Raw genomic sequence first — 22499 nt, forward strand, 5'->3', positions numbered from 1 at the left:
CTCGATTCCGGATATCTCCCAGGGGGCGCAGCCCGCTGTCTAAGAAGCCGTGGTGCGCACGCCGTGCGCTGATTGGGACGTTCGGCATAACGACGGCAATGCCGAAACCTTGGAGACGCGAAACCCCGCCTCGTCGCGGTGACCTACATCCAAGCATGCAGGGGGAGATTGAGGGCGCGCTACCATCCTATGCGGCTGAAAGCGCGGTCAACGCAGGAAGTGAGGGCAGAGTCCGGGCAAGCTGGATACCGACCAGTTTTGGCCAACCGCCGGCTTTCATGCATCGCTGATCGCACTTGCCGAATGGACTCGGTTGCGCAACTCGAACTTCTGGGTCTTTCCGGTCGACGTCTTCGGCAGGGCTCCGAACACCACCGCCTTCGGCGTCTTGAAACCGGGCAGTTCCTGACGGCAGAACGCGATGATCTCGGCTTCCGTGACCTTAGCGTCGTCTTTCAGCTCAATGAAGGCGCAAGGGACTTCGCCCCATTTCTAGTCCAGCTTTGCGACCACGGCCGCGAACAGCACCGCGGGATGCTTGCAAAGCACGTCCTCCACCTCGACGGACGAGACGTTCTCCCCGCCGGAAATGATGATGTCCTTTGATCGATCCTTGATCATCACATAGCCATGGGCGTCGAGCACGCCGAGGCCGCCGGTGTGGAACCAGCCGCCGGCGAATGCTTCGCGTGTCACCGTCTCGTTCTTCAGGTAGCCCTTCATAACGACGTTGCCGCGGAACATCACCTCGCCGATGGTCTCGCCGTCGCGCGGTACCTCCGTCATCGTCGAGGGATCGAGCACCGTCAGGCCCTGCTGAAGATGATAGGCGACGCCCTGCCGCCGCTTGTGCCTAGCTCGCTCGGCGACTGGCAGGTCGTCCCAGCCCGGCTGCTCCGCGCAGACGGAGGCGGGGCCATAGACCTCGGTGAGGCCGTAAACATGGGTCAGTTTGATGGCGATCTCCTCGGCGCCCTCGATCATCGCCATTGTCGGAGACGCGCCCGCCACGAGACCTGCGATGGAGAGGGCCGTACCGCCGCGTAGCGCCGACGGCGCGTTAATCAGCATTGTGTAGACGATGGGCGCGACGCACATATGCGTCACCCCATGACGCGGTATCAGCTCGAGCGGCCAGTGTCGCGTATGGCTGATTCGGGTTCAGCAGTCCGCTGGAGCCGAACGCCACATGCGTCTGCGCGGCCGGCCCACCGTAAGGAGACCTTGGTGAGCCCTTTCCGACCCGGCCGCCATGCCGGTATCATAGTCGCGTCGGAACGCCGTCGCTTTATGCGCGAGAGGCGGGGCTGGGTATCGGCGCGACGAAGACATGCGCCCGGTTGGAAATCTCTAGTCGGCCGGAAGATCAGCGCGAGGCCGGATGTAAAAGGCTTTCTCAAAACGCTATGCATTCAGAGACCGACCGACCGACCAACGTGACGGCTGGCCTCGCGCTGCCAGCCGTCCTACTGGCCGTCGCGCGTATAGATCTTCGCTTTCAGGAACTCCTGCGGGTCATACGTCCAGAACTGCGAGACATTTGGGATGGTCGCGATCTCCTCGCTCTGGAGCCGGCCGTCCTTCCGAACGACCTTCCGTATATAAACGTTGGTGATCGGGTTACCGTAGTCGTCGAGCTTCCATGGGCCGCGAGGATCGTTGGGAATTTCCACCGAACGAAGCGCCTTGATGAACGCGTCCTTGTCCTTGGTCTGCCCATTCAGCGTCTTCAGTGCGGCCTCGAGCGCGAGCCCCGCAGAATATGCTTGGATCGCGTAGATGCCGGGGTCGACCCCTTCGGTGGCAGCCTTCACGCTGGATACGAAGTCGCGGTTCTCGTGGCTGTCATGCGCCGCGCTATACCAGCCGGCGGAGATCACCCCCACCGCGTTGTCGCCAACGTCCTGCAGAAAACTTTCGTCCACAGTGATCGCCCCCGTCAGCAACGGCATCTTGTCCTTCATACCGTACTCTGCGTACTGGCGCAGGAACTTCAGGGCGTTCGCCCCGGTGAACAGGGCGACGACTGCGTCCGCGTCCCCGTCTATGGAAGCGATCGCGCCCGCATAGTCTGCCGAACCGAGTGGAGCCCAGATCTTCTGTATGACCGCGCCGCCCGCTTCCTTGAAGGTCCGTGTGAACCCTCCGAAGAATTCGTGCTGGTATGCGGTATCGTCGCCGATCGTCACGATCTTCCGATAGCCTAGCGTCTTGTACGCATATTCTCCGAAGGGATGGGCGACCTGCGCGGAGGAACTGGACACGCGCACGAACCAGGGATTTATCTTCCGCTGTGTGAGGTCCTCGCCGCCGGCTCCCGCAAGGCTCGGAACCTTGGCCTGCCGAATCAAACCCTCGATCGCCAGCGCCTCGAAGGCGAACGCCGCGCCAATGATAACCTCGACGCCGTCGCGCTCGATGAGTTCCTGTGTCTTCGTCCTCGCGACCGCGGGATTCCCGGTGGTATCCGCTACGAAGAGCTGGACCTCGCGTCCTTCGATGATGTTCTTGCGCTGTTCCAGGAAGACTTTGAAGCCGGCTTCGGTTTGGGCTCCGGTACCCGCCAGCGGCCCGCTCCTGACGGTGAGCAGTCCGACCTTCAGCGGTTCCTGTGCGCTGGCGTTCATTGCTGGCGCGAGCATGAGCACGGCTGCGGTGACCCCGCCGATGAGCAGATTGCGACGACTTTGAAATATCATGGCTTTTCCTTCCCAGATTGATTTGTGCGTTGACGAGCAGCGGAAGCGACCGCTTCGACCATCAGGGCGCGCTCGGTCGCTATCCTTACGGATCAGACTTGCGCCTCTGACTGTTCTGCAGCCTGCAGCAGGGGACAGGGCGGAGTTCCGGAATAGGCTGTGTTCATCTGTACCCTCCTCCCTCAAGACGCCCGTATTTTATGTTTTTGCTGATCTGCGGCGGTCTCGGTTTTCCGAGGTCTGGCCTTCGATCTTGGGCGGGTCTTGCTTGCATGCCGACGATGCGCTCCTCCCTCCGAGACGGTCAAACCAAATGATGCAGGTGTATCGCCATGTAATACACAATCGGCATCTGGCCATCGGCGCGCATCGCCGAGAAACTTGGCGATCGGCAGCCTTGCGAAGCTCGCGGCATGACCGCGAGCCTCCTAGTCTAGAAGGCCACCGTGTAGCCCGCCTCGCAGCCTCAGGATCTCGCGCGCCTCCGCAGGCGTTGCGATTTCGAGGCCGAGACTTTCGATGATGTCCCGTATCTTGGTGACCTGCTCGGCATTGCTTGTGGCGAGCTTCCCCCGGCTGATGAAGAGGCTGTCCTCGAGCCCCACGCGGACGTGACCGCCCATCATTGCGGCGGTCATGGCGAAGTTCATCTGACTCGCTCCGGCGGCAAGCACCGACCACCGGTAGTCGCTGCCGAAAAGCCGATCGGCAGTCCGCTTCATGAAAATGAGATTGTCGATCTCCGCGCCGATTCCGCCCAGAATGCCAAAGATGATTGGATAAACACGGGCGGCTTGAACATGCCCGAGCTCAGGCAGAACTTCAGATTGTAAAGGTGACCGACATTAGCACTCATGCTCGAACCTGACATGATGCTCTTCCCCGAGCTCTCGTGCCACATACGCGATGTCGCGAAACGTATTTCGGAAGATATAAGAGTCCGAGTTGCGGATGTAGGCCTCTTCCCAGTCGAACCGCCAATCCTGATAGCGGTCCGCCAGCGGATGCATGGAGAAGGTCATGCTTCCCATGTTGAGTGAGCACATTTCGGGCACGGTATGCTTCGCCGGGGCGATCCGCTCTGGAATGGTGTTCGTCAGGCTGCCGCCGGTGGAGAGATTGATTACTGCATCCGTGGATTGGTTGATGGTCGGCAGGAAGTCCATGAAATGGGCCGGGTCGATCGAGACCGAGCCGTCGACGGGGTTTGCGGGCATGGAGATGCAGTATCGCCGCGCCTGCTTCCGCCGCATCGATTGCCTGCCGCGCTATGTCCTCGGGACGATACGGCAGCGCCTTCGATATGGTCGGCGTATGGATCGCGCCGGTTACGGCACAGGTGATGATGACTTTTCCGTTCGCGTTCATGTAGCGTCCCGTTCGGCTTCGACTTCGGCTGCCTTGCGTCGCTGACCGAGCAGATGGGTCGTAAGGCGTTGCCTCAGCGCCTGCTGGTCCTCCGCCGGCCAGATCCGGAAGCCCCCCGGATTTCATGCCAAGTCGCCCCTTGGCCACGAGGGAACGGAGATATGGCGACGGCCCCCGGCTCGACGCAGATCGCCAGCAGCACGGTCTCGTGGATCGCAAGCGTGAGATCTGTGCCCACGAGATCGCGTTCTCGAGCGGGCCGAGAACGGGAAGGCGCATGCCGAAACTGGCCTTGACGACCGTATCGACCGTTTCGGCATCGCAGATGCCCTGTTCCACGATCGAGATGGCTTCGCGCCAGAGCGCGTGCTGGAGCCGGTTGCCCACGAAGCCCGGCACGTCCTTTCTCACATAGACGGGCGTCTTGCCGACCTTTCGTAACAGCGCGATCATCGCCGCGAGCCTGGCGGGGTCGGTCCATTCCGTCCCGATCACCTCGACGAGCGCGACCAGGAGGGGCGGGTTCCACCAATGCGTTCCGATCGCCCGATGGCGGCGTGCAAGCCCGGACATGATCTTCGTGATCGGAATGACTGAGGTGCTGCTCGCGAAAATGGCGTCTGGCGGCGCGTGGCGCTCGGCCTCGGCGAAAAGTTCACGCTTCACTCAAGGCGCTCGACGGCCGCCTCGATCACGAAGTCCGCGTCGCGCACCGCCTCGGCCAGCGCACCGACAGGACGGACCCGTTCGAGAGATGCGGTATCGCCTCCCAGCGAAACGAGGTTCACCTCGATGCGCTCGTGCAGGGTAGCCAGGCTGTCGGCCGCGGGATCGTAGACGCGACCGGATGGCCGGCGGCTGCGAACACCTGGGCGATGCCGTGCCCCATAAGGCCGGCGCCCAGGACGGCGATCTTTGGCGCGTCCATCTATATCCTCCCTTGCCGCCCGACTTCCGGGAACCATTCAGGCCGGTTTGGCGGCCTCCTCCGGCGTGACGGACCGCCTTGCCCTAAAAGCCTGGCCGGCTTCGATCCGGTAGGTCTGGCGCTTGTCGATCATAGCCACCAGGCGGATGATGCAGCCGTCACCGCGATCCCAGTTCCACGGGAAGAACGCGAAGGTGACGCGCTTTCCCGTCACGGCGTCCAGGTCGCCGCCGACATTCTCGATGCCGAGTATTCCCTTGCTGAAGAGCTTGCGATGGACGGGCTCCCACTCGGGATGATCCTCCTTCCAGTCGCGTCCTCCGGACCAGATCCGGTATTCGTCCGCCAAGTGCGGATGCAGCGGGCCGTTGCGGTGAGGTCCTATGGGCGGTGGCGAGCGGGTGGTCATTTGCCTGCGTATCGTGACCGACGACTTTCACCTTCTTTTCGATGAACCAGTCCGCCGCCGAGGAGACAAAGCCGGGCGCGTAGCAAAAATAGTCTTCGTTGTCGTCGTACAGCTTGTGCCAGCCGGTATTGACGATGACAACGTTCCCAGACCGAACATGCTTGCCCGCGGCCTTTTCAAGATCGTCATAGGTGATCGGTTCCCACGTCTCTTTCGGAATGGAAACAACGATCCCGGTGCCGAAGAAATGCGGCAGCGGAACTTCGTTGATGAAGGGCGTGCCCTGAACGACATGGGCCGGGGCGTCGATATGCGTCGTGTTGGGCATACTCGTAGTGATCATCTGCGAGAGCACGCCGGATTTCGCCATGTAGTGAATGCGCTCGATCTTCACGTCCGGAAAGTAGGGCCAGTTTGGCGACTGATAGCCGAAACGGTGCGAAAGATTGTAAAATTCCAGCCCCATTTCGTTTTCGGTATTGGATTGAAATTCGATGCCGCGAATTTTGATCATCATACGTCTTTCGTTGTTTCCGCCCTGCATGGCTAACTCTGGTATTGAATAGCAGTCAATTATTCTGATACGGATGTATCGCATAACGGTACATTTCGTAGGGGCTTCGCATGGCGAAACATTCTTCTGGTGCGCAAACACGGGAGCCTGCGCCGGTAGCCGTCTCGGCAGGTAGCGGTGCCAGGCGCGGCAGCATCCAGGTCATCGCTCGCGCGGCTTCGATACTGCGAGCCCTCAAGCACACCAGCAACGGGATGAGTCTCGGCCAGATCGCAACTCATGTTCACCTTCCGCGCTCGACGGTCCAACGCATCGTAGATTCCCTGTTGGAGGAAGGTCTCGTGATGTCGGCCGGGCCGGTCGGCGGCTTTCGATTAGGTCCCGAGATCCAGTCGCTTGCCCGTTTCGGGAAGATCGACGTCGTCGAGGCGGTTCGACCGCTAATCGTCGCGCTGTCTCAACAGACCGGAGAGACCGTCGATCTCTCCGTCCTGCGCAGCAGGCAGATGCTGTTTCTCGATCAAATCTCCGGTACGCATCGGCTCCGGGCGGTCTCCGCGATTGGCGACGTCTTTCCACTTACGGTCAGCTCAAACGGAAAGTCCTGTCTCGCCCTTCTAGACGACGAGGCGGCAGAGACGCTGATCAGGGCGGAACTTGCCGATACGAAAGGCAAAACCGGGTCAAGAACCGTGAGCGACGTTCTGGCGGAACTCGCCGAAATAAGACGGACGGGTATCGCGTTCAACCTCGATGAGCACACAATTGGCATCAGCGCTGTCGGTATAGGCTTCATCGACACTGCGGGCGCGCGCTACTCGATTTCTGTACCCATCCCCTCGGCGCGATTTTCCAGCGCGAAGGCAGGTGTGATCGCGCGGCTGCTGCGGATCCGCGCGGAATTGGGGTTGCGCCCTCATGAAGAGGCGTCACATGAGCGACCGTTTTTTGGAGATCGACTGGCGCATTGTGATGGCTGAAAATGAGCCGTGAAGCGGTCGTACACAATGCAACTTTCCTCGAGAGCCGACCAGCAACAATGCCGTTTAAATTACCCGAGCTCGTGGATCGCGACGTTGGGAATGACCGCCTTGGCGATGTCACATAGGTGCTGGTGATGGGTAAGATAGATCACCTGGCCTACACTGGCCATCTCGCCGAACAGGCGGAAAACTTCCTCCGACCGGAGATGGTCGAAGGTCTCCATGATGTCGTCGGCGATAAAGGGGACAGAGGGCCTGAGATTGGCAAACTCGTAATATCCGGCGAGCCGCAGAGCCAGGTAGAGTTGGAAACGCGCGCCTTTCGACAAAGCGTCCGCGACCTTTGACTGGCCATCCCGCTGTGTCGCGATGAGGACCTCGCCGCCCTTTACTGGATGGGTCGTCAAGCCTGTGTACTGCCCTCGCGTGATCAGTGCGAAGGCGTCGGAAGCCTCCCTCATCATTCCAGAGCGGTGACGTTCGCGGTAGACCCGGAGCGCGGTCGACGCCGACATCACCCCGAGCTTCAATTCGATGTAGCTGACGGCTTTCTCCTCGATTTCGAGAAGGGCGGTGCGACGATCAGCATCGATCCGGGCAGCTGCGCTGTCGCCGCCGATCGCATCGAGCTTGTCGGTCGCCCGGGTTCGTCGGATGAGCTGCTGTTGCAGTGAGTCATCGAGGTCGGCGAGACGCCGCTCGAGTTCGGCCTTTTCAATTGCGAGCCCATCGAGATCGAGGCCCTCCAGCAATGACTGCGCCTGGACGAAGTCGTCGACGGCGAGCTCGCTCGTGAGTCGTTCTTGAAGCTCGGCCCCGGCACTCTGCAGGCGGTCTCGCTCGCGCAGCTGTTCATCGCGCTCCCCCACCTCCGGCAGAGTTTTCACCCCAAAGGCATCGAGCACTTCCTGCTTGGTCGCCTCGTGTGCCGCGACCTCAGCGTTCAATGCCTCTCGAACATCCTGCAACTCTTGAACATCAAGTAGCAGGTTACGCAGCGCGCAAATGAGTTGGTCGACGCCCATCTGACAACAGCAGTCGTCGAGCGTTTTGATGCCGAAAGGGCCCGCTTCGACATCATGCACCTCAAAGTAGGCCTTGCACGCAAGAGCAATCAGACGAAGGCGGAATTCGAGGTCGATCCCAAGACAAAACTTACGAAGGTCACCTCGGAGATCCTAAGTGAAGGCGAGCAGCGTGCCTTGGCCCTTGCCGGGTTCCTGACCGAAGTCGCGTTGACCGACGGCTCAGGACCGATCGTGATTGATGCCCCTGTTTCGTCACTCGATCGTGATCGAAGCGCCAAGGTTGCTCAGCGGATTGCGGAGGAGGCATCCAAGCGACAGGTGATCGTGTTCACGCACGACATTGTCTTTTTCAACGAGCTCTGTAGTGCGGCAGATCAAGTGGGCATCGAACCCGTTACGGTCGCGTTGTTCAGCGACAAGTCTGCCGCGGGCAAGGTGGATACGGCGGGGATGCCCTGGAAGGGCCAGAATGTCGCCAAACGCATCGGCCGACTTAAAAATGACGCAGCACCCTTGGCAAAGCTCCATACGGTTAGCCCGGCGGACTACGAGTATCAGGTGAAGAACCTCTATGGCCGATTGCGCGACACCTACGAGCGCGTTGTCGAGGAAGTGGTCTTCCGGGACATAATCCGGCGGGGAACGGACGTCATCCAGACCCAGTTATTGCGCTATGTTCGACTCCAGACGCGCTGGCAATTCGATTCCATGAGGGCATGACGCGCGCGAACACCCACAGCCATGACAACCCGGCGGCCGACACGGTATCCGTTCCCCTTCCCCATGAGTTCGCCGAGCATATTTCTGAACTTGAGGCCCTGATTGCCGATCTCAAGACTGAGAGCGAAGCTGCAGAGGCTGATCGGCCGCAGATGAAACCCAAGAGGTGATGCTCTGCGGTTGCTTGAAACTGGAATGGTAATTTAATAGGCGATGGGGGTGTTGGCGGCTTAATACAAAATGCAGGCCGACGGAATGATTGGCGGCAAGCGCTTCCCGCCACAGCAGTGCCGCGACGAGGAGCGGCCGAGCCAGAAAACGATGCTTCAGCATTTTCATGTCCGAGCAGGCTTCGATCAGGATCGCTGCGCGCAGCACGATCAACAGATCTCAAGGCGACGGTGGCGTGGACGATAGGCGCAAAGTCGGAGCCTGCTGAATCCATGTCTGAGATACGCATACAAACTTCGGACAGCGACTACACCAAGAGGCCTGCCGCGAGTGCCCCGCAATCCGTCTATTGAGCCGCGAATATCCGCGAGGCCATTGCCTGTCGCGTCGGCGGCGGGCAGTCATCCGTCGGCCGCGACTCCGCCATATTCTTCGCTATCGGCAAAATCCGGCAGCTGGCGCAGCGTGTGGAGCCCGAACTGCGACAGGAAGTTTTTGGTCGTCACATAGGTGTAAGGCGCGCCCGGTTGCGGGCTGCGCGGCCCCGAGGCGATCAGGTCCTGCGCGCGCAGCACGCCAATCAGATCGCGCGACACCTCCTTGCCGAAGAAGGAAGACAGCTCGCCACGGGTGATCGGCTGGAAATAGGCAATACACATCAAGACGAGCGCCTCCGACTGCGACAATTCTTTCGACCCCTGCCCCGCGGGGCTGCCGAATGCGGCTTGGATGATGTCTCCAAAGGCCTTTTTGGTCCGGTGCTGCCAGCCGCCAGCGACCGCGACCAGCTCGTAGGGGCGGCCGGCGAGCTCGGCGCGAATGTCGTCGATGACCAGGTCGAGATTGCAGCCTTTGCCGACGACGCGCGCCAGCACCTCGCGCGACACCGGTTCGCTGGCCGCAAAGATCACCGCCTCGACACGGCCCATCCATTCGCGCCAGCGCAGTTCTTGCGGCAGGTGCTCGAGCTCGGTGTCGAGCAGCGCCGGCTGCTCGTTCGGCTTGCGGCGGACAGAGGCTTCGCTCATCGCTACAGCCCAAACAGCCGGAAGCTGGTGCGGCCGGAAAGCTCGCGCACGGCATCGAGTTGCTGGAGGCGCTCGAACAGGCGTCGCACCGCGAAGCGCGACAGATTCTTCGTCGTCAGCGAGCCTGAAACGGCGTCTTCGCTGAGCAGCAGAAAGATTACGTCGCCGGCGCCTTTGGCGCGCAGCTTTGGCGTCACTGCCAGAAGTTTTTCGGCATGGCGCGACAGCTCGGCGGCCAGCCGACAGGCATCGGCCGCGGCCTGCGCCAAGGCGATGCAGACCGCGCGCTCAAAGCTTTTTTCCCCGGGTCGGATGCGCTTGCCGCGGGCCTCGCCGCGAAAAGCCGGACCAAAGGCCTGCGCCATCATGAGGGGCAGCGGCCGCGGCCAGCGCAGGCTTTGCGCCAGCACCAGGTCGGCGAGCCACCAGGCAAACAGCTCGGCATCGGGGCGCATGGCTACGACGTGAGCGGCGATCGAAGCCGCGGCGAACGGCGCTGGCCGCTGGGATGCAGCGAGCTTTTCGATTTCCGTGCAGAGGTCATCGAGAGCCGCGCCGTCCCAATGGAGGCCAAGCTGGTCGACGATCTTTTCGAGCCGGTCAGGGCTGGCAATGGGCGGCTGCACGGCCAACTGCCGCCAGGCGCCAAAGATGGCGCCGGCGGGCCCTGGATCGGCGCCGGCCGGGCGCAGGTGCCAGGCATCGCGCAAGGCGGCCGCGTCTTCGGCGCGGCCGGCGAGCCGCATGCTGGCGGCGGCGCAGTTGAGTGCCAGTCGCTGGCACCAGACGCCGGCCCAGCTCGGTTGCGCGCGAGCGAGCGTGTCGAGGGCACCCAAGGCGGCGCCGGCCCGGAAGGCGGCGTCACCGTCGCTCGGCGTGCCAGCGCTTGCGCGCGCCCAAGGCGGAACGGCGGACGGCGCGAAGGCGCTGGTGGTAGCTGGATCGAGGCGAATCATTCTTTTTGAGGCTAGAACGGCGGTGCGCTTTACGCCATTAATTTCGACCCAAAACGCACAGCCTGTCGGCACAGAAAAACGAGTGATAATGTTGCATTATCGTTCGTTTTCGTCTTTATAGGAGAAATGGCCGTTTTCGTCGAGCAGAAGCCCAAAAATCACATTCAGCGAGCCTCCGGAGCGTCCCACAGCACGGGCGCTGGAGATAACATTCCGGACGCGCGGGTGTCGACCGAACTGCCAAACCTGTCAGAGATGCCCGCTCGCCTTCAGCGCCGCGGCAAAGGTGGCCAACGGCGCCACCAGCGTCAGCGGGCGATCCATGAGCGGTTCCGCGCCATAGCCCGCGTACCAGCGCGCGACGCGGTCGTTCTTGGCATCGATGATCATCAGCACGCCGCCGATCTCCTGCGTCACCCGGATGCAGCGCAGCGCGGCGAGGAGGAGGAGTTGGCCTCCAAGTCTCCTGCCCGCCACAGATCTGTCCACGGCCAGACGCGCCAGCAGAAAGCCCGGCTCCTTGTGCCGTGCAAGGCCCTTTGTCATCGATGGCGGGACAGTGTCGTACTTGATCGATGCCGGCGCCAGACTATAGAAACCGAGAATCCGGTCCGCCTGTGCGTCGGGAACCGCACAAAAGGTCTTGGCCGCGCCCTGCTCGTGTCCCTGCCGCGCAAATCGCTGCAGAAAAATGCTCAGTTCGGCGTCGCCGCAATCAAACCCTTTGCGGTTATGGGATGTGGCGATCGCCTCCTCGTGCCACGCCGGCAGCGTCATAAGGTCTTGGGCAACGCTTCCGCCGCAGCTCTCAGCTTGGCGTTCGGCTTCGGCGGATTGTCCACAAGTTTTAGGATGCGGGCGAAATCGCGCTCAGACGCCCTGATAGCGGCGGCGTCGGCAATGACGCTCTCGGCCTCGCGCAGGGCCGATTGCGTCACAAAACTGGTCAGATCGGTGTGGCGCAGCGCCGCGGCGCGCATGAGGCGTGCCTTCACCTCGGGCTTGACCCGGATGCTCATCCGACCGGTATTATCGAGGGCTGTGCGGGCCATGAGTTTGATCCGAAACTGTCTGCCTCTCATGGATACACGTGCCGGACCAGTTTTTCAACCCAATGCGCATTGAATGCGTACAACGGCGGTACGTTATCATGAACCCTGACGAGAACGATCTCCCGGACATCGTCGACGTCGTGATGGAGATGGGACGGCACACCGCGGTTGCCGAAAAAGCTCCCTCCCCTCCCCTGCCGGCGACAGCAAATGACGCGCAACGCCTGCCCGGTCACCTGGAAGCGCTCGCCGACAAGGCCCGTGGCTATGTCGAGGCGGCGAGTTCGGCCAACACGCGGCGTGCTTACGCGGCCGACTGGAAGCATTTTGCCGGCTGGTGCCGGCGCCAAGGTCTTGAGATGTTCCCGCCTGACCCACAAACCGTCGGCCTCTACATCACCGCCTGTGCTTCCGGCTCGGCGGCCGGCGACAAGAAGCCGAACTCGGTATCCACGATCGAGCGCCGCCTCTCTTCGCTGACCTGGAATTATTCCCAGCGCGGCCAGTCGCTCGACAGAAAAGACCGCCACATCGCGACAGTCATCGCCGGCATCCGCAACAAACACGCCGCCCCGCCCCGCCAGAAGGCAGCGGTGTTGCCCGAGGATCTGATCGCCATGCTGGAAACGCTCGACCGTGGCAGCCTGCGAGGCTTGCGCGATCGCGCGATGTTGCTGCTCGGCTTTGCTGGCGGCCTGCGTCGCTCTGAGGTCGTCGGCCTCGACGTCGGCCGCGACCAGACCGAGGATTCGTCCGGCTGGATCGAATTTTTTCCCGACAAGGGCCTGCTCGTTACGCTCAGAGGAAAAACTGGTTGGCGCGAGGTCGAAGTCGGGCGCGGTTCGTCCGATACGACCTGCCCGGTCGTCGCGCTGGAGACCTGGCTCAAGCTCGCGCGGATCGCGCACGGCCCCCTTTTTCGCCGGGTGACAGGGCAAGGCAAGGCCGTTGGTTCAGAGCGGCTCAATGACCAGGAGGTCGCGCGCCTCGTCAAGCGCACCGCGCTGGCCGCCGGCGTGCGCGGAGATCTGCCGGAAGGCGAACGTAGGAAGCTGTTCGCCGGACATTCATTGCAGTCTGGCCTCGCCTCGTCGGCCGAAGTCGATGAGCGCTATGTGCAGAAGCAGCTCGGTCATGCCTCGGCGGAAATGACCCGGAGATACCAGCGCCGCCGCGATCGGTTTCGCGTCAATCTTACAAAGGCGTCCGGGCTGTAGGAGCCTCCCCTCCCCGCTCGATCGTCGGGGAGGCGCTCAGGTTTTCTTGGGCGACGACAACACCTCATGAGCACAACCAGCGCTCCGTCCAGACAATCGGGCGCCGACGCTTCGTAGTCAGGCAAGATCATCAGCTGCGCGATTGCGCGGTCGACAAATTCGGGATTGAGTCTTTCCAGCCGCTCCCTGGTCCCGGAAACCTGCTCCGGCAACGCGCGCAGAGCGTCGACAACGGGCTCCAACTGGGTCCGGGCCGCAGCAGCGATATCGAAAGTGTCGCGCGGCTTGGCTTCCGATCCTCGGTAATAGACCTTCCTTGCGATGATCTAGGGAATCGTCTCGAGCTGCGCAGCCCTGACCTCCACTTCATTTCGAAGGGCGTCTGCTTCAAAGCTCTGGCCACGATGAAATCAATCTCCCCGACGTTCTCGAAGGCGAATTTCTGAAAGCGACGTCCATCACCCTGAAAGTCCGATGGCGCCAGATCAAAACGCAGGTTGCTTGGACGGATCGACAAAGCCGAGCAGTGGGGGTCGTCCAGGAAATGTCGATGTCATGGCTTTCACGATGACCGATCTAGGTCATCTCGCCGTGCCACCACCAAACGACCATTCGATGTCCTAGCCGCCGGCATTCTCTCGAAGCTGGTCAATCATGTCGACAGCGATATGAAAAAGCCGCTGCCATTCGGAAGGGCGCCGGCCATCCAGTCCGGCCATCACGCAGCGAGGGGATAGCTCTCGCCAGACCAGGCAGAGAACGCAGCAGCAACGGCCTTCGGGTCGGGGACCGGGATGTGATGCGCAACGGCGAACTCGACCTGCAGCGCGGGGGAAACCTCACCGAAAAAGGAGCTGACATGTCCGGGGTGCTGTTTGGCCAAGTCGAGATCCGCAAGGCAATGCGCAAGCGCCGCGTCGTCCAGTTGCACGCTGTAGGGCCCGTTCCTCGATGATGGCCTCACCGTCAATGGACTTTGCCGCCACCCAACTTAGGCCTCCCGCGAAAGGCTTGTCGTTGGCAGGACCTGTCTAAGCCCTCCGGCGAGGACTCGGTTGCAAATGTTCTGTATGGGAATCGTATTCAACGGAAACGGTCACTCCTTTTGAAATCATTGCGGAAAAACGGAATTTAGACTGCCGACTATTTTTCCGCCCGCCGGGGGCTGCCGCAATCGACGCGGTGTCAAGACCCGAGATCCATCGTCGGCCAATGTGGATCCCCTTCGCTTCAGGGGCGCGTAGCCGATCTTGGACTCCAAGCAGCATTCTATCCGGCTAAGAACACCACGTCCGACTGATCAGCTTTCCGTTGAGTTTACGCCATATCAAGGGTCTGCTTGTCGATCTCCGGACGTAATGGGTCGCCAAATCCTATCCGAAAGTTTACGCGATCCGTAGTCAGGTTTGCGCCGCTCCCGGCAAAGGCCCGACGAAAAAATGCTAGTTATCCTTGGCCGATCAAATGCACGATATACTATCCGACGCGCCTCCAAGGGCGAAATCTCCGTCGAGAATTCCGTTAATGTTCTGTTAACCTTAAACTTCTTGTGAGAGAAGCAGAATCAGGCATAATGACGGCAATCGGCCAGTTTTGCGCCAAATGCCGTCATTTGAGGTCTCGACGAGATGAATGCACCCGTCTCTGCCGTCAACAAGCAGCGATTTGACGACACCATTTCGGCCCAAGGCCGCGAAATCAGCCGCAAGCTGAACCTCCTTCGGCTGGAGACATTTCCTCCGAACGCCACGAAGACGCTGCGCGACTTCTCGCTCGGAGAAGCGGCATATTTCCTCGGAGTATCCACCAGCAATCTGAAGAAGCTGCACCTAGAAGGCAAGGCTGTCCCGCCAACGGTCCATTCAGGCGGGCGGAGAACATATTCGGCCGAGCAACTCTTGCAACTCCGCCACTGGCTGGATCGCCACGGCCGTTCCGAGAGTAAAAATTATGTTCCCCATCGCCGACTTGGTGACAAGCTGCAGGTAATCGCTGTCGTCAATTTCAAGGGCGGCTCCGGAAAGACAACAACGGCGGCACACCTTGGCCAGCACCTTGCGCTCACCGGACACCGTGTTCTTGCGATCGATCTCGATCCCCAGGCTTCTCTTTCCGCTCTCCATGGCGTTCAGCCTGAGCTCGACCGATATCCTTCAATCTACGAGGCGATCCGGTATGACGACGAGCGCAAGCCTGTTGCGAGCGTGATCCGGAAGACGAACTTCCCGGATCTCGATCTTATTCCCGCTTCCCTAGAGTTGCAGGAATACGAGTACGACACTCCGCTGGCGATGCAAAACAAGGCTTCGTTGGATGGGAAGACCTTCTGGAACCGCATCGAAAACGCCCTGCACGAAGTCGACAGCAACTACGATGTCGTCGTTATCGACTGCCCTCCTCAACTTGGCTACCTGACGCTCACAGCGCTGGCGGCCGCCACCTCGGTTCTCATCACGGTTCACCCGCAGATGCTCGACCTAATGTCCATGTCACAATTTCTGCTGATGTTGGGTGACCTACTGAAAACGGTGAACCGTGCAGGTGGCGAGGTCGACCTGGATTGGTTCCGTTACCTTGTTACTCGCTACGAGCCGACGGACATCCCGCAGGCTCAGATGGTTGGTTTCATGCAATCGATCCTTGCGTCGCAGATGCTCCAAAACCAGATGCTGAAATCTACTGCGATCTCTGACGCGGGTTTGACGAAGCAGACTCTCTATGAGGTTGAGCGCTCCAGCATGACCAGGTCGACATACGACCGTGCCATGGAATCCATGGAGGCTGTGAATACGGAAATCCGAAACCTGATCCACACAGCATGGGGCAGGCGGCCGAAAATAGACGGCAGTCTAAATCCCGTTTTTCCTCTGTGATTTCAAAGAGACGGATGCATCCGCAGGAACCTAGATGGCCAGAAAGAACATCTTCAATCGAATTCTCGCCGAGGACGACGGAACAGACGTCGCGGCTGAGGAGCGTTTCGCTGCGATGCCCAAATTTGGTGCGGCGAAATCCATTTCCTCGTCGATTGACGAGCTAACAAAACAAGCGGCCCTGTTGGCAGACGGCGAGGCCATCATCGAGATTGATCCTGCTGTCGTTGACGTTTCCTTCGTCTCTGACCGGATGATGGTTGACGACGAGCAGTATTCGGAACTCGTGGAGGCGATCCGGGCACGCGGACAGGACACTCCGATCCTCGTCCGCCCCCATCCTAAGGCTGAAGGCCGATACATGGTGGTGTTTGGGCATCGTCGTCTGCGTGCAGCAAATGAACTGGGGCTGAAAGTCCGCGCTGTTGTAAAGACGCTCGAGGACCTCGACCACGTTATCGCCCAGGGGCAGGAGAATTCCGCTCGGGCGAACCTGTCGTTCATCGAGAAAGTAGTCTTTGCACGGCAGCTTGGTGAGCGTGGATTTGGGCGGGAGACGATCCAGTCCGCACTTTCCGTAGATTATCAGACGCTCTCGAAAATGATGACGATCCCGAAATCCATTCCTCCGGAAGTCATTGAGAGCATTGGAGCCGCCAAAGGGATCGGACGTGATCGATGGCTCGAACTCCGGAAGCTGATTGACAATCCCCGTAACGCTGCCGCAGCGAAGGAATTCATCAGCACTGAAAGCTTCCTTTCCGCAGATTCAGACGCACGCTTCAACAGGCTGTTCGACGCCCTTCATAAGGGAGGGAAGGTTGTCCGGAAGACAATTTCGAAGCCAGCGGACATATCTTGGGCCCCCAGCGACAAATCAGTTAGCGTGACCGCGAAGTCCGGCCCAAAGGATTACACGATGAAGATTTCAAAAGCCGAAGCGACATCCTTCGGCGAGTGGATTTCGGGCAATCTGGACAGCCTCTTTCAGGCCTACAGACAGTCGAAACAGGAGAACTGAAACCGCAAAAGAAAAAGGCCCCCGAACGTCACCGTCGCGGAAGCCCTTCTCAACCTTTAGCAAGCTGAGAATCCCACTTCTGCGAATCACTGTCAAGAGTCCTAGGCGTCGTTTTGGCGAGCAGATTTCTTTTGCCTGAATAGAAGGCGAAGGAAGAAATGCAGACGCATCTTGCAACGACGCCCTTCGGGCGGCGGCCGATGACGCTTGGCCTGATCTCAAGCCAAGTCTCGGCCAAAAGTATCGAACAGGACGCCAAGGCCTCAAAATGGCAGGTCTTTCGGGATATCAGGGAAGCTAAGGAGGCGTTGGGCGCGACTGATCGCGCTTTGGCGATCCTGAACGCTTTGCTGACGTTCCACCGCGACGAGGAGCTGACGGGGGAGGGCAACCTGATCGTCTTCCCCTCCAATGAGCAGCTCATCCGTCGCGCCAACGGCATGTCCCCGGCGACGCTAAGGCGTCATCTGGCCAACCTGGTGAATAGCGGCCTGATCATCCGGCGGGATAGTCCAAACGGCAAGCGCTTCGCCCGGAAAGGGCAGGGCGGCGCGATCGAGCAGGCGTACGGCTTCGATCTGTCGCCGATCCTCGCACGCGCCGAGGAGTTTCGCGAGCTTGCGGAGGCCGTCGCGGCCGAGCGCAAGGCGTTCCGCCTGGTCAAGGAACGTCTCACGATCTGCCGGCGCGACGTGGTCAAAATGATCGAGGCCGGCATTAACGAGAGCGTGCCTGGCAACTGGCGTGGCTTTCAGCGCCGCTACGAGGCGATCATCGGCCGCCTTCCTCGCACAGCGCCGCGCCAGGTACTAGAAGTGCTCGCCGACGAGCTGGAAGACCTGTGGGCCGAGGTGCATCAGACCTTGGAATTATTCGTTAAATCACAAGATTCGAACGCCAATGAGTCTCACTCTGAGCGCCACATACAAAATTCAACCCCAAACTTTAATCCTAACGGTGAAACTAAATATAGCTTAGGAACTAAGAATGAAGTGAGCGGCAGCGCCGAGCCTACCGACAACGTGCGGAGCCTGCCAAGACGGGATCTGCCCTTGGGAATGGTGCTGAGCGCCTGCCCAGACATCGTGCCGTATGCCGAGGGCGGGCAAATCCGGACCTGGCGGGATCTCGCCGCCGCCGCCGATCGAACCCGGCCGAGCATGGGGGTCAGCCCCAGCGCCTGGCAGGACGCGGTCGAGGTGATGGGCCTGCAGAGTGCGTCGATCGTGCTGGCCGCGATCCTGCAGCGGGCGGAGCACATCCGCAGCCGCGGCGGCTATCTGCGCGACCTGACGGAGCGGGCCCGCGAGCAGAAATTCTCGGTCTGGCCGATGATCACCGCGCTCCTCAACGCCCGCATGGGCGCCCCGGAAAAGGCGGCCGCACGACCGGAGACGCCAGAACCGTCGGGCGGTGAAGCGCGAGGGCAGGGGCCAGGGGGCGCCGGCAACTCGCTCGAGATCAGCAAGTCGCTGCGCGACAGCATGAAGAAAAAGGGCTGGTGACGATGCACCGAGCTCTCACCAGATCGGCTGCAGCCGATGGGCCGTTAGGTGATCAGCCTCGCCGCCCGGCCCAACTGCCGCTCGGCATCGTTGTAGTAGCGCGCGGCCTGTTGCATGGATTTGTGCTGCGACTGCTGCATGGCCTCCGGGAGGGAAATGCCACGGCGGCCGGTCTCGGTGAGGTAGCCAGAGCGCAGGCCATGGGCGGAGAACAATGCCGGATCGAGGCCGGCCTGGGCGACGCGTCGCTTGAGGATCAGGTTGACGGCCTGCGGCGTCAGCGCCTTGCGTTCGAGATGACCCCAGCGGTCTATGGCGCGAAACACGGCGCCCTCAGAGATTCCGGCTCGCTCCAGCCAGTCCTGCAGGGCCGTGACCGGACGACCGATCAGCAGCACGAAGGCGTCGTCGTCGGCCTCGGTCGTCTTGGTGCGGCTCAAGTTGATCCTGAAGCACGGGAGGAGCGGGCTGTCCGGGTTTTTCGGATCGGCGGGGACGGGATCCTGCTCGACCAGCTGGTCAAGCCGCAAGGTCGCGACCTCGCTGCGACGCCGGCCGCCGGACCCGAAGGCCATCAGCAGCAGCGCGCGGTCGCGCACGTCGACCAGGCGCTCGCCGGCACAGGCCTGAAGCAGGGCGGAAAGAACGTCGGTGGTCACCGCCCTGGCGCTCTTGAGCTTGCGTGGCCGGGGGCTCGCCCGCACGGCCAGCTTCAGCGCCGATCGCAGGCCCGGCGCATTGAACTTGCCTTTCAGCCCGCGCCATCCGGTCAGCGTCGACCAGCTCGACAGACGCCGCCGCACCGTATTCGGCGCGTGCGGTCCGTCGACGCGCAGCAGATCGGCGGCTCGCAAGCTCGCCGCAACGTCCTCGGGCATGCCGTGCGCCGGATCGGTCTCGCGCCTGACCGGATCCCATAGATGATGCGCCACGAATTTGAGCAGCAGCGCTTCCGGCGCCGGCCAGGGCAGGGGTTGCCCGGTCGCCGCCCGGCACCAGGCCTCGAGATAGCCGAGGTCGGAGGCCAGCGCGCGCAGTGAGTTCTCGCCCATGCCCTCCCGCGCCAGATGGCGCAGTGTGGCGACGTCGTCGTCGGTGAGAATCTCGGCCAGGACATCGCGCCGGCCGAAGGGCAGCACCGCGTCCAGCGCATCGAGCGCCTCGGCACGCCGCAGCGTCTCGTCGGATACCGGCTTGGGCAGACGAACATCCATGGCGGCGCTCAAAACAGATACTTTTGCGCGGCCCAGCCGAGCAGGACGGCCGCATCGCGATCCGGTAGCCGCACGCGCCCGGCGCGCAGGCCTTCCGCGATGGCGTCACCGACGTCCGGATCGACCCAATGGCCGTGCGTCATCAGGAAAAACCAACCAAATGGCAGACCCACTGCGTCGTCGATCGCCTCGATGCGCTCCATCAGGCGGTGGACGGACACACCCTCGTCCGGCACCAGCCGTTCGGCCGGCATTTTGAGCGGCCGCGGGATGAAGCTGAGCTGGCGCTGGCTGTGCTCCTCGTAGTCGCTGATGTCGAAGGCCCAGTGCTCAAAAATCCGCGCTGCCGATGCGCTCGACCGCTCCCAGTCGGCGAAGAAGCGGTTCTCGCGCGGGACGAAAACAAAAAAACCGGGCGGGATTGGCGTCGACGATTGCGATGCCGCTGCTGCCGGCGGACGGTCCGCGTGGGCTTCGAGCTCAGGCCGGCGTGTTTCGCGTTGCTCGCGTTCCCGGCGCCGGCGCGTTGCCAGAAAGCTGCGCACATGGACGAAGCCGCTGCGTCGTTGCAGCCGGTAAGCCGGGCCGGCGAGGACCGGCGCGTCCGACACCGGCTCGCGCTTGATCCAGGACGGCTCCAGGAGATCGTCGATGCTCCGCGGCCGATAGCCGGGATCGACTATCGCGCCGGCCAAGACCTCGATCTCGCGGCCGAGCAAGAGCTGGATGAAGTCGGCGACGCCGGGGCCGGTCGGGGCGAAGGCGAAGACGGCGCGGCCGCGCCATTCGGCGAATTGTTTTCCGCTGTCGCGATGCCTCTGCCAGAAGGCGGCAAGATCGCCGCCGGCCGCGGCCAGTTCATTCTTGACCCACGCCTCGTGCTCGCCGAGCCGGACGCCGCCAGCTTCGATCACCGTGCGCGTGTCGACGCGCCAATAGAAATCGTCGATCGGTGCGGTCGAGAACACGAAGCCGGGAAAGGTGCGGGAGAGGGCAGGCGCGAGCTCGGCGTCGGCCGAGGCCGGGTCCAGACCAGCGAGCACGGTGTCGACCGTGGCGGCGGCGGGCAGGCGGATCGGCGCTTCGGACATTTCCATCTTTACCGGCCGGGAAGGGCGCGCGGCAGGGCGCCGGCAGCCATCTGGAGGGCGATTCTGGGCGATTTGGGCGGCGAAATCAATCACTATCGATAAGAGGTCATTATCGATAGTGAAAGGCTCGCCGGAGAAAATCCTCTGCAAGTCAACTTAAATGCCGATTAGCTTGACTAACGCGAATCAGCTACCGTGAAATCAATGGCTTACGCGCTGGCAAACCTTCCTCTGGAGACGCTGATCGGGCCGGTCGTTCGCGCCACCGAGGTTTTGGTCCGCCTCGACGAGCGGCTGGCCCGCTCGCCCGTCCGCGACGGCTTTGTCGAACGCCAGAATTTTGCCGACGCGGCGGCCGCGCTCTGGCTCGAAGGGGAGCTGGTCCACCTCGAGGATCTGGTTCTGCACGACGCTCGCATGGACGTGCGTGCCCCGACCCACGAGCTCACCCGCGCCCATGCCGTGCTCCGCGCCCGCCGCCAGATTTTTGGCCGCGCTCCTGATTGGGCGCTTGGTCGCGATGGCCTGCGACAGCTCACCGGCCGGGGCGGCGGAACGGCGCCGTCGGAAAGCAGCCGGGAGGGGGCCTTTGGCCCTGAAGTGGAAGCCGGCGGACCGGGCGAGGCGGACGAGCCGGATCTGCTGGCGGACGAGTTCGCGGCAATCGACGCCGTGCTCGCGCGTTCGACCAAAGTGTTGGAAGGCGGAGCGAAGCCGGCGGTCGCAAAGCCAGCCTCGGCGACCGGCCGGCAGCCGCAAAACGGCCTGGTCTACGATCTCGACTGGGACGAGGACGCGCGCCTGGCCGAATGGCAGGAGGTGTTCGCCGACACTCGGGAGCTGCCGACTGTTCTGCGCGCCGCAATCCTGCTCGAGGCGTGGTCCGAGATCGAGGTGCTGCAGCGTGCCGCCTGGCTAGGACCGCTGCTCGTGGCCGCGCTGCTGCGACAGGAAGGACTCGCCGCAGGCCACCTCGTCAGCCTGCATCTCGGCACCAAAAGCATTCCGCGGGAGCGCCGGCGCGCACGGTCGCGGAGCGATCGATTGTTAGCGTTTGTCGACGCTGTTCTGGAGACGGCATTGGCCGGCCTGAAGGAGCACGACCGATTGATGCTGGCAAAGAACCAGATGGAGCGGCGGTTGCGCGAGCGCCGTGCCAGCTCAAAGCTTTCCGACCTGGTCGAGCTCGTGCTGTCGCGTCCGATCGTGTCGACGAGTATGATCCAGGATCGGCTAAAAGTCTCGAAGCAGGGTGCGCTCAACCTGGTCAGCGAGCTCAGCCTGCGCGAGATGACGGGCAGGGGGAGGTTTCGCGCATGGGGAGTTCTATAAGCAGATCCACTCCGGATGAATTCCGGCAAACTACAAATTATGCCTTCGACGAAGGCCGCAATCTTCTCTTCGGTAATGCGTGAGCGGGAGGGCTTCCTCAGCCGCGCGATCGTCCGTCCCGTCGCAGCTGGTCATTACGGGTGCATCCGAAACGACCGGTTTGAGGTTGCGCCAGGACGCTGCGGGCACTCTTGAGACTACTCTGCCCGGCACCACTCCACACGGCCGTGCTGAAACCAGAAATGCGATCCGCAATCCTTCTTCCGCCAGACGGAAGGATGGAGGCTTACCGTGCCGTCTTCATGCCGCGTCAGACGCCAGCAAGGGCGTTCGTCGGTGAGCAGGTTCATATGCAAGATACGGCGGCAACCGCATGGGCACAGCATCGCC

At 61.8% G+C, this 22499-nt stretch carries 19 protein-coding genes and 3 pseudogenes; 7 read left to right on the top strand and 15 right to left on the bottom strand.

The window, feature by feature from the left end; genetic code table 11:
• Nucleotides 1-276: 276 nt before the first annotated feature.
• From M9924_20470 to M9924_20490, 5 genes and pseudogenes are all read right to left on the bottom strand, one after another.
• Nucleotides 277-1158: pseudogene (locus tag M9924_20470) on the bottom strand (AMP-binding protein).
• Between the two features lie 308 nt (nucleotides 1159-1466).
• Entirely contained in the window at nucleotides 1467-2642 is a 1176-nt protein-coding gene (locus M9924_20475) for an ABC transporter substrate-binding protein (protein MCO5066755.1), read from the bottom strand.
• A gap of 485 nt (nucleotides 2643-3127) precedes the next feature.
• Nucleotides 3128-3865 (bottom strand): annotated as a pseudogene (locus tag M9924_20480) (3-keto-5-aminohexanoate cleavage protein).
• A 94-nt stretch (nucleotides 3866-3959) separates the two neighbouring features.
• A pseudogene (locus M9924_20485) lies at nucleotides 3960-4733 on the bottom strand (3-hydroxyacyl-CoA dehydrogenase NAD-binding domain-containing protein).
• 420 nt (nucleotides 4734-5153) lie between these two features.
• Nucleotides 5154-5921 carry a cyclase family protein gene (locus M9924_20490; GenBank protein MCO5066756.1) on the bottom strand — a complete coding sequence of 256 codons (768 nt, stop codon included), beginning with the start codon at nucleotides 5919-5921 and terminating at the stop codon, nucleotides 5154-5156.
• A gap of 107 nt (nucleotides 5922-6028) precedes the next feature.
• Here M9924_20490 and M9924_20495 point away from each other — a divergent pair, with 107 nt between their 5' ends.
• A complete protein-coding gene (locus tag M9924_20495) occupies nucleotides 6029-6898 on the top strand; it encodes an IclR family transcriptional regulator (GenBank protein ID MCO5066757.1) in 870 nt (289 codons plus the stop codon).
• A gap of 71 nt (nucleotides 6899-6969) precedes the next feature.
• On the opposite strand, the gene M9924_20500 is transcribed toward M9924_20495, so the two are convergent.
• Nucleotides 6970-7926: a hypothetical protein gene (locus tag M9924_20500; GenBank protein ID MCO5066758.1), complete on the bottom strand. Its 957-nt coding sequence runs from the start codon at nucleotides 7924-7926 to the stop codon at nucleotides 6970-6972.
• On the opposite strand from M9924_20500, the gene M9924_20505 reads away from it, so the two are divergent.
• On the top strand, nucleotides 7912-8649 hold the full coding sequence (locus M9924_20505; GenBank protein MCO5066759.1) for an AAA family ATPase: 738 nt from the start codon (nucleotides 7912-7914) through the stop codon (nucleotides 8647-8649). The two genes, M9924_20500 and M9924_20505, sit on opposite strands and share 15 nt — an antisense overlap.
• 111 nt (nucleotides 8650-8760) lie before the next feature.
• Here M9924_20505 and M9924_20510 read toward each other — a convergent pair whose 3' ends face one another.
• The 5 genes from M9924_20510 to M9924_20530 all read right to left on the bottom strand — a co-directional run bounded on the left by M9924_20510 (nucleotide 8761) and on the right by M9924_20530 (nucleotide 11856).
• A complete protein-coding gene (locus M9924_20510) occupies nucleotides 8761-9033 on the bottom strand; it encodes a hypothetical protein (GenBank protein ID MCO5066760.1) in 273 nt (90 codons plus the stop codon).
• 188 nt (nucleotides 9034-9221) lie between these two features.
• Nucleotides 9222-9848 carry an SMC-Scp complex subunit ScpB gene (locus M9924_20515; GenBank protein MCO5066761.1) on the bottom strand — a complete coding sequence of 209 codons (627 nt, stop codon included), beginning with the start codon at nucleotides 9846-9848 and terminating at the stop codon, nucleotides 9222-9224.
• A gap of 2 nt (nucleotides 9849-9850) precedes the next feature.
• Nucleotides 9851-10804 (bottom strand): DUF1403 family protein, encoded by a 954-nt coding sequence (locus M9924_20520; protein ID MCO5066762.1) that lies wholly within the window; start codon nucleotides 10802-10804, stop codon nucleotides 9851-9853.
• A 249-nt stretch (nucleotides 10805-11053) separates the two neighbouring features.
• Nucleotides 11054-11581 (bottom strand): GNAT family N-acetyltransferase, encoded by a 528-nt coding sequence (locus M9924_20525; protein ID MCO5066763.1) that lies wholly within the window; start codon nucleotides 11579-11581, stop codon nucleotides 11054-11056.
• Nucleotides 11578-11856, bottom strand: coding sequence for a DUF1778 domain-containing protein (locus tag M9924_20530; GenBank protein MCO5066764.1), 279 nt, complete (start codon nucleotides 11854-11856; stop codon nucleotides 11578-11580). Before M9924_20530 ends, M9924_20525 begins: the two co-directional genes overlap by 4 nt.
• Nucleotides 11857-11954: 98 nt before the next feature.
• On the opposite strand from M9924_20530, the gene M9924_20535 reads away from it, so the two are divergent.
• Nucleotides 11955-13073 carry a site-specific integrase gene (locus M9924_20535; protein ID MCO5066765.1) on the top strand — a complete coding sequence of 373 codons (1119 nt, stop codon included), beginning with the start codon at nucleotides 11955-11957 and terminating at the stop codon, nucleotides 13071-13073.
• A 718-nt stretch (nucleotides 13074-13791) separates the two neighbouring features.
• Here the strand turns inward: M9924_20535 and M9924_20540 are convergent.
• Nucleotides 13792-14004 (bottom strand): hypothetical protein, encoded by a 213-nt coding sequence (locus M9924_20540; protein ID MCO5066766.1) that lies wholly within the window; start codon nucleotides 14002-14004, stop codon nucleotides 13792-13794.
• 697 nt (nucleotides 14005-14701) lie between these two features.
• Between M9924_20540 and repA the strand changes: the two genes are divergently transcribed.
• From repA to M9924_20555, 3 genes are all read left to right on the top strand, one after another.
• On the top strand, nucleotides 14702-15946 hold the full coding sequence (gene repA / locus M9924_20545; protein ID MCO5066767.1) for a plasmid partitioning protein RepA: 1245 nt from the start codon (nucleotides 14702-14704) through the stop codon (nucleotides 15944-15946).
• Nucleotides 15947-15980: 34 nt separating this feature from the next.
• Nucleotides 15981-16967 carry a plasmid partitioning protein RepB gene (gene repB, locus M9924_20550; GenBank protein ID MCO5066768.1) on the top strand — a complete coding sequence of 329 codons (987 nt, stop codon included), beginning with the start codon at nucleotides 15981-15983 and terminating at the stop codon, nucleotides 16965-16967.
• 158 nt (nucleotides 16968-17125) lie between these two features.
• Nucleotides 17126-18472, top strand: coding sequence for a replication initiation protein RepC (locus M9924_20555; GenBank protein ID MCO5066769.1), 1347 nt, complete (start codon nucleotides 17126-17128; stop codon nucleotides 18470-18472).
• A gap of 44 nt (nucleotides 18473-18516) precedes the next feature.
• Here the strand turns inward: M9924_20555 and M9924_20560 are convergent, their stop codons facing one another.
• Together M9924_20560 and M9924_20565 are read right to left on the bottom strand one after the other, a co-directional pair.
• Nucleotides 18517-19686 carry a site-specific integrase gene (locus M9924_20560; GenBank protein ID MCO5066770.1) on the bottom strand — a complete coding sequence of 390 codons (1170 nt, stop codon included), beginning with the start codon at nucleotides 19684-19686 and terminating at the stop codon, nucleotides 18517-18519.
• Between the two features lie 8 nt (nucleotides 19687-19694).
• On the bottom strand, nucleotides 19695-20777 hold the full coding sequence (locus M9924_20565) for a hypothetical protein (protein MCO5066771.1): 1083 nt from the start codon (nucleotides 20775-20777) through the stop codon (nucleotides 19695-19697).
• 204 nt (nucleotides 20778-20981) lie between these two features.
• Here M9924_20565 and M9924_20570 point away from each other — a divergent pair, with 204 nt between their 5' ends.
• On the top strand, nucleotides 20982-22109 hold the full coding sequence (locus M9924_20570; protein ID MCO5066772.1) for an RHE_PE00001 family protein: 1128 nt from the start codon (nucleotides 20982-20984) through the stop codon (nucleotides 22107-22109).
• Nucleotides 22110-22306: 197 nt separating this feature from the next.
• On the opposite strand, the gene M9924_20575 is transcribed toward M9924_20570, so the two are convergent.
• The gene (locus tag M9924_20575; protein ID MCO5066773.1) at nucleotides 22307-22495 is read right to left on the bottom strand and encodes a DUF6527 family protein; all 189 of its coding nucleotides are present in this window, start codon (nucleotides 22493-22495) and stop codon (nucleotides 22307-22309) included.
• Nucleotides 22496-22499: the final 4 nt, after the last annotated feature.

The organism is Rhizobiaceae bacterium (assembly GCA_023953835.1).
Lineage (GTDB): Bacteria > Pseudomonadota > Alphaproteobacteria > Rhizobiales > Rhizobiaceae > Mesorhizobium_G.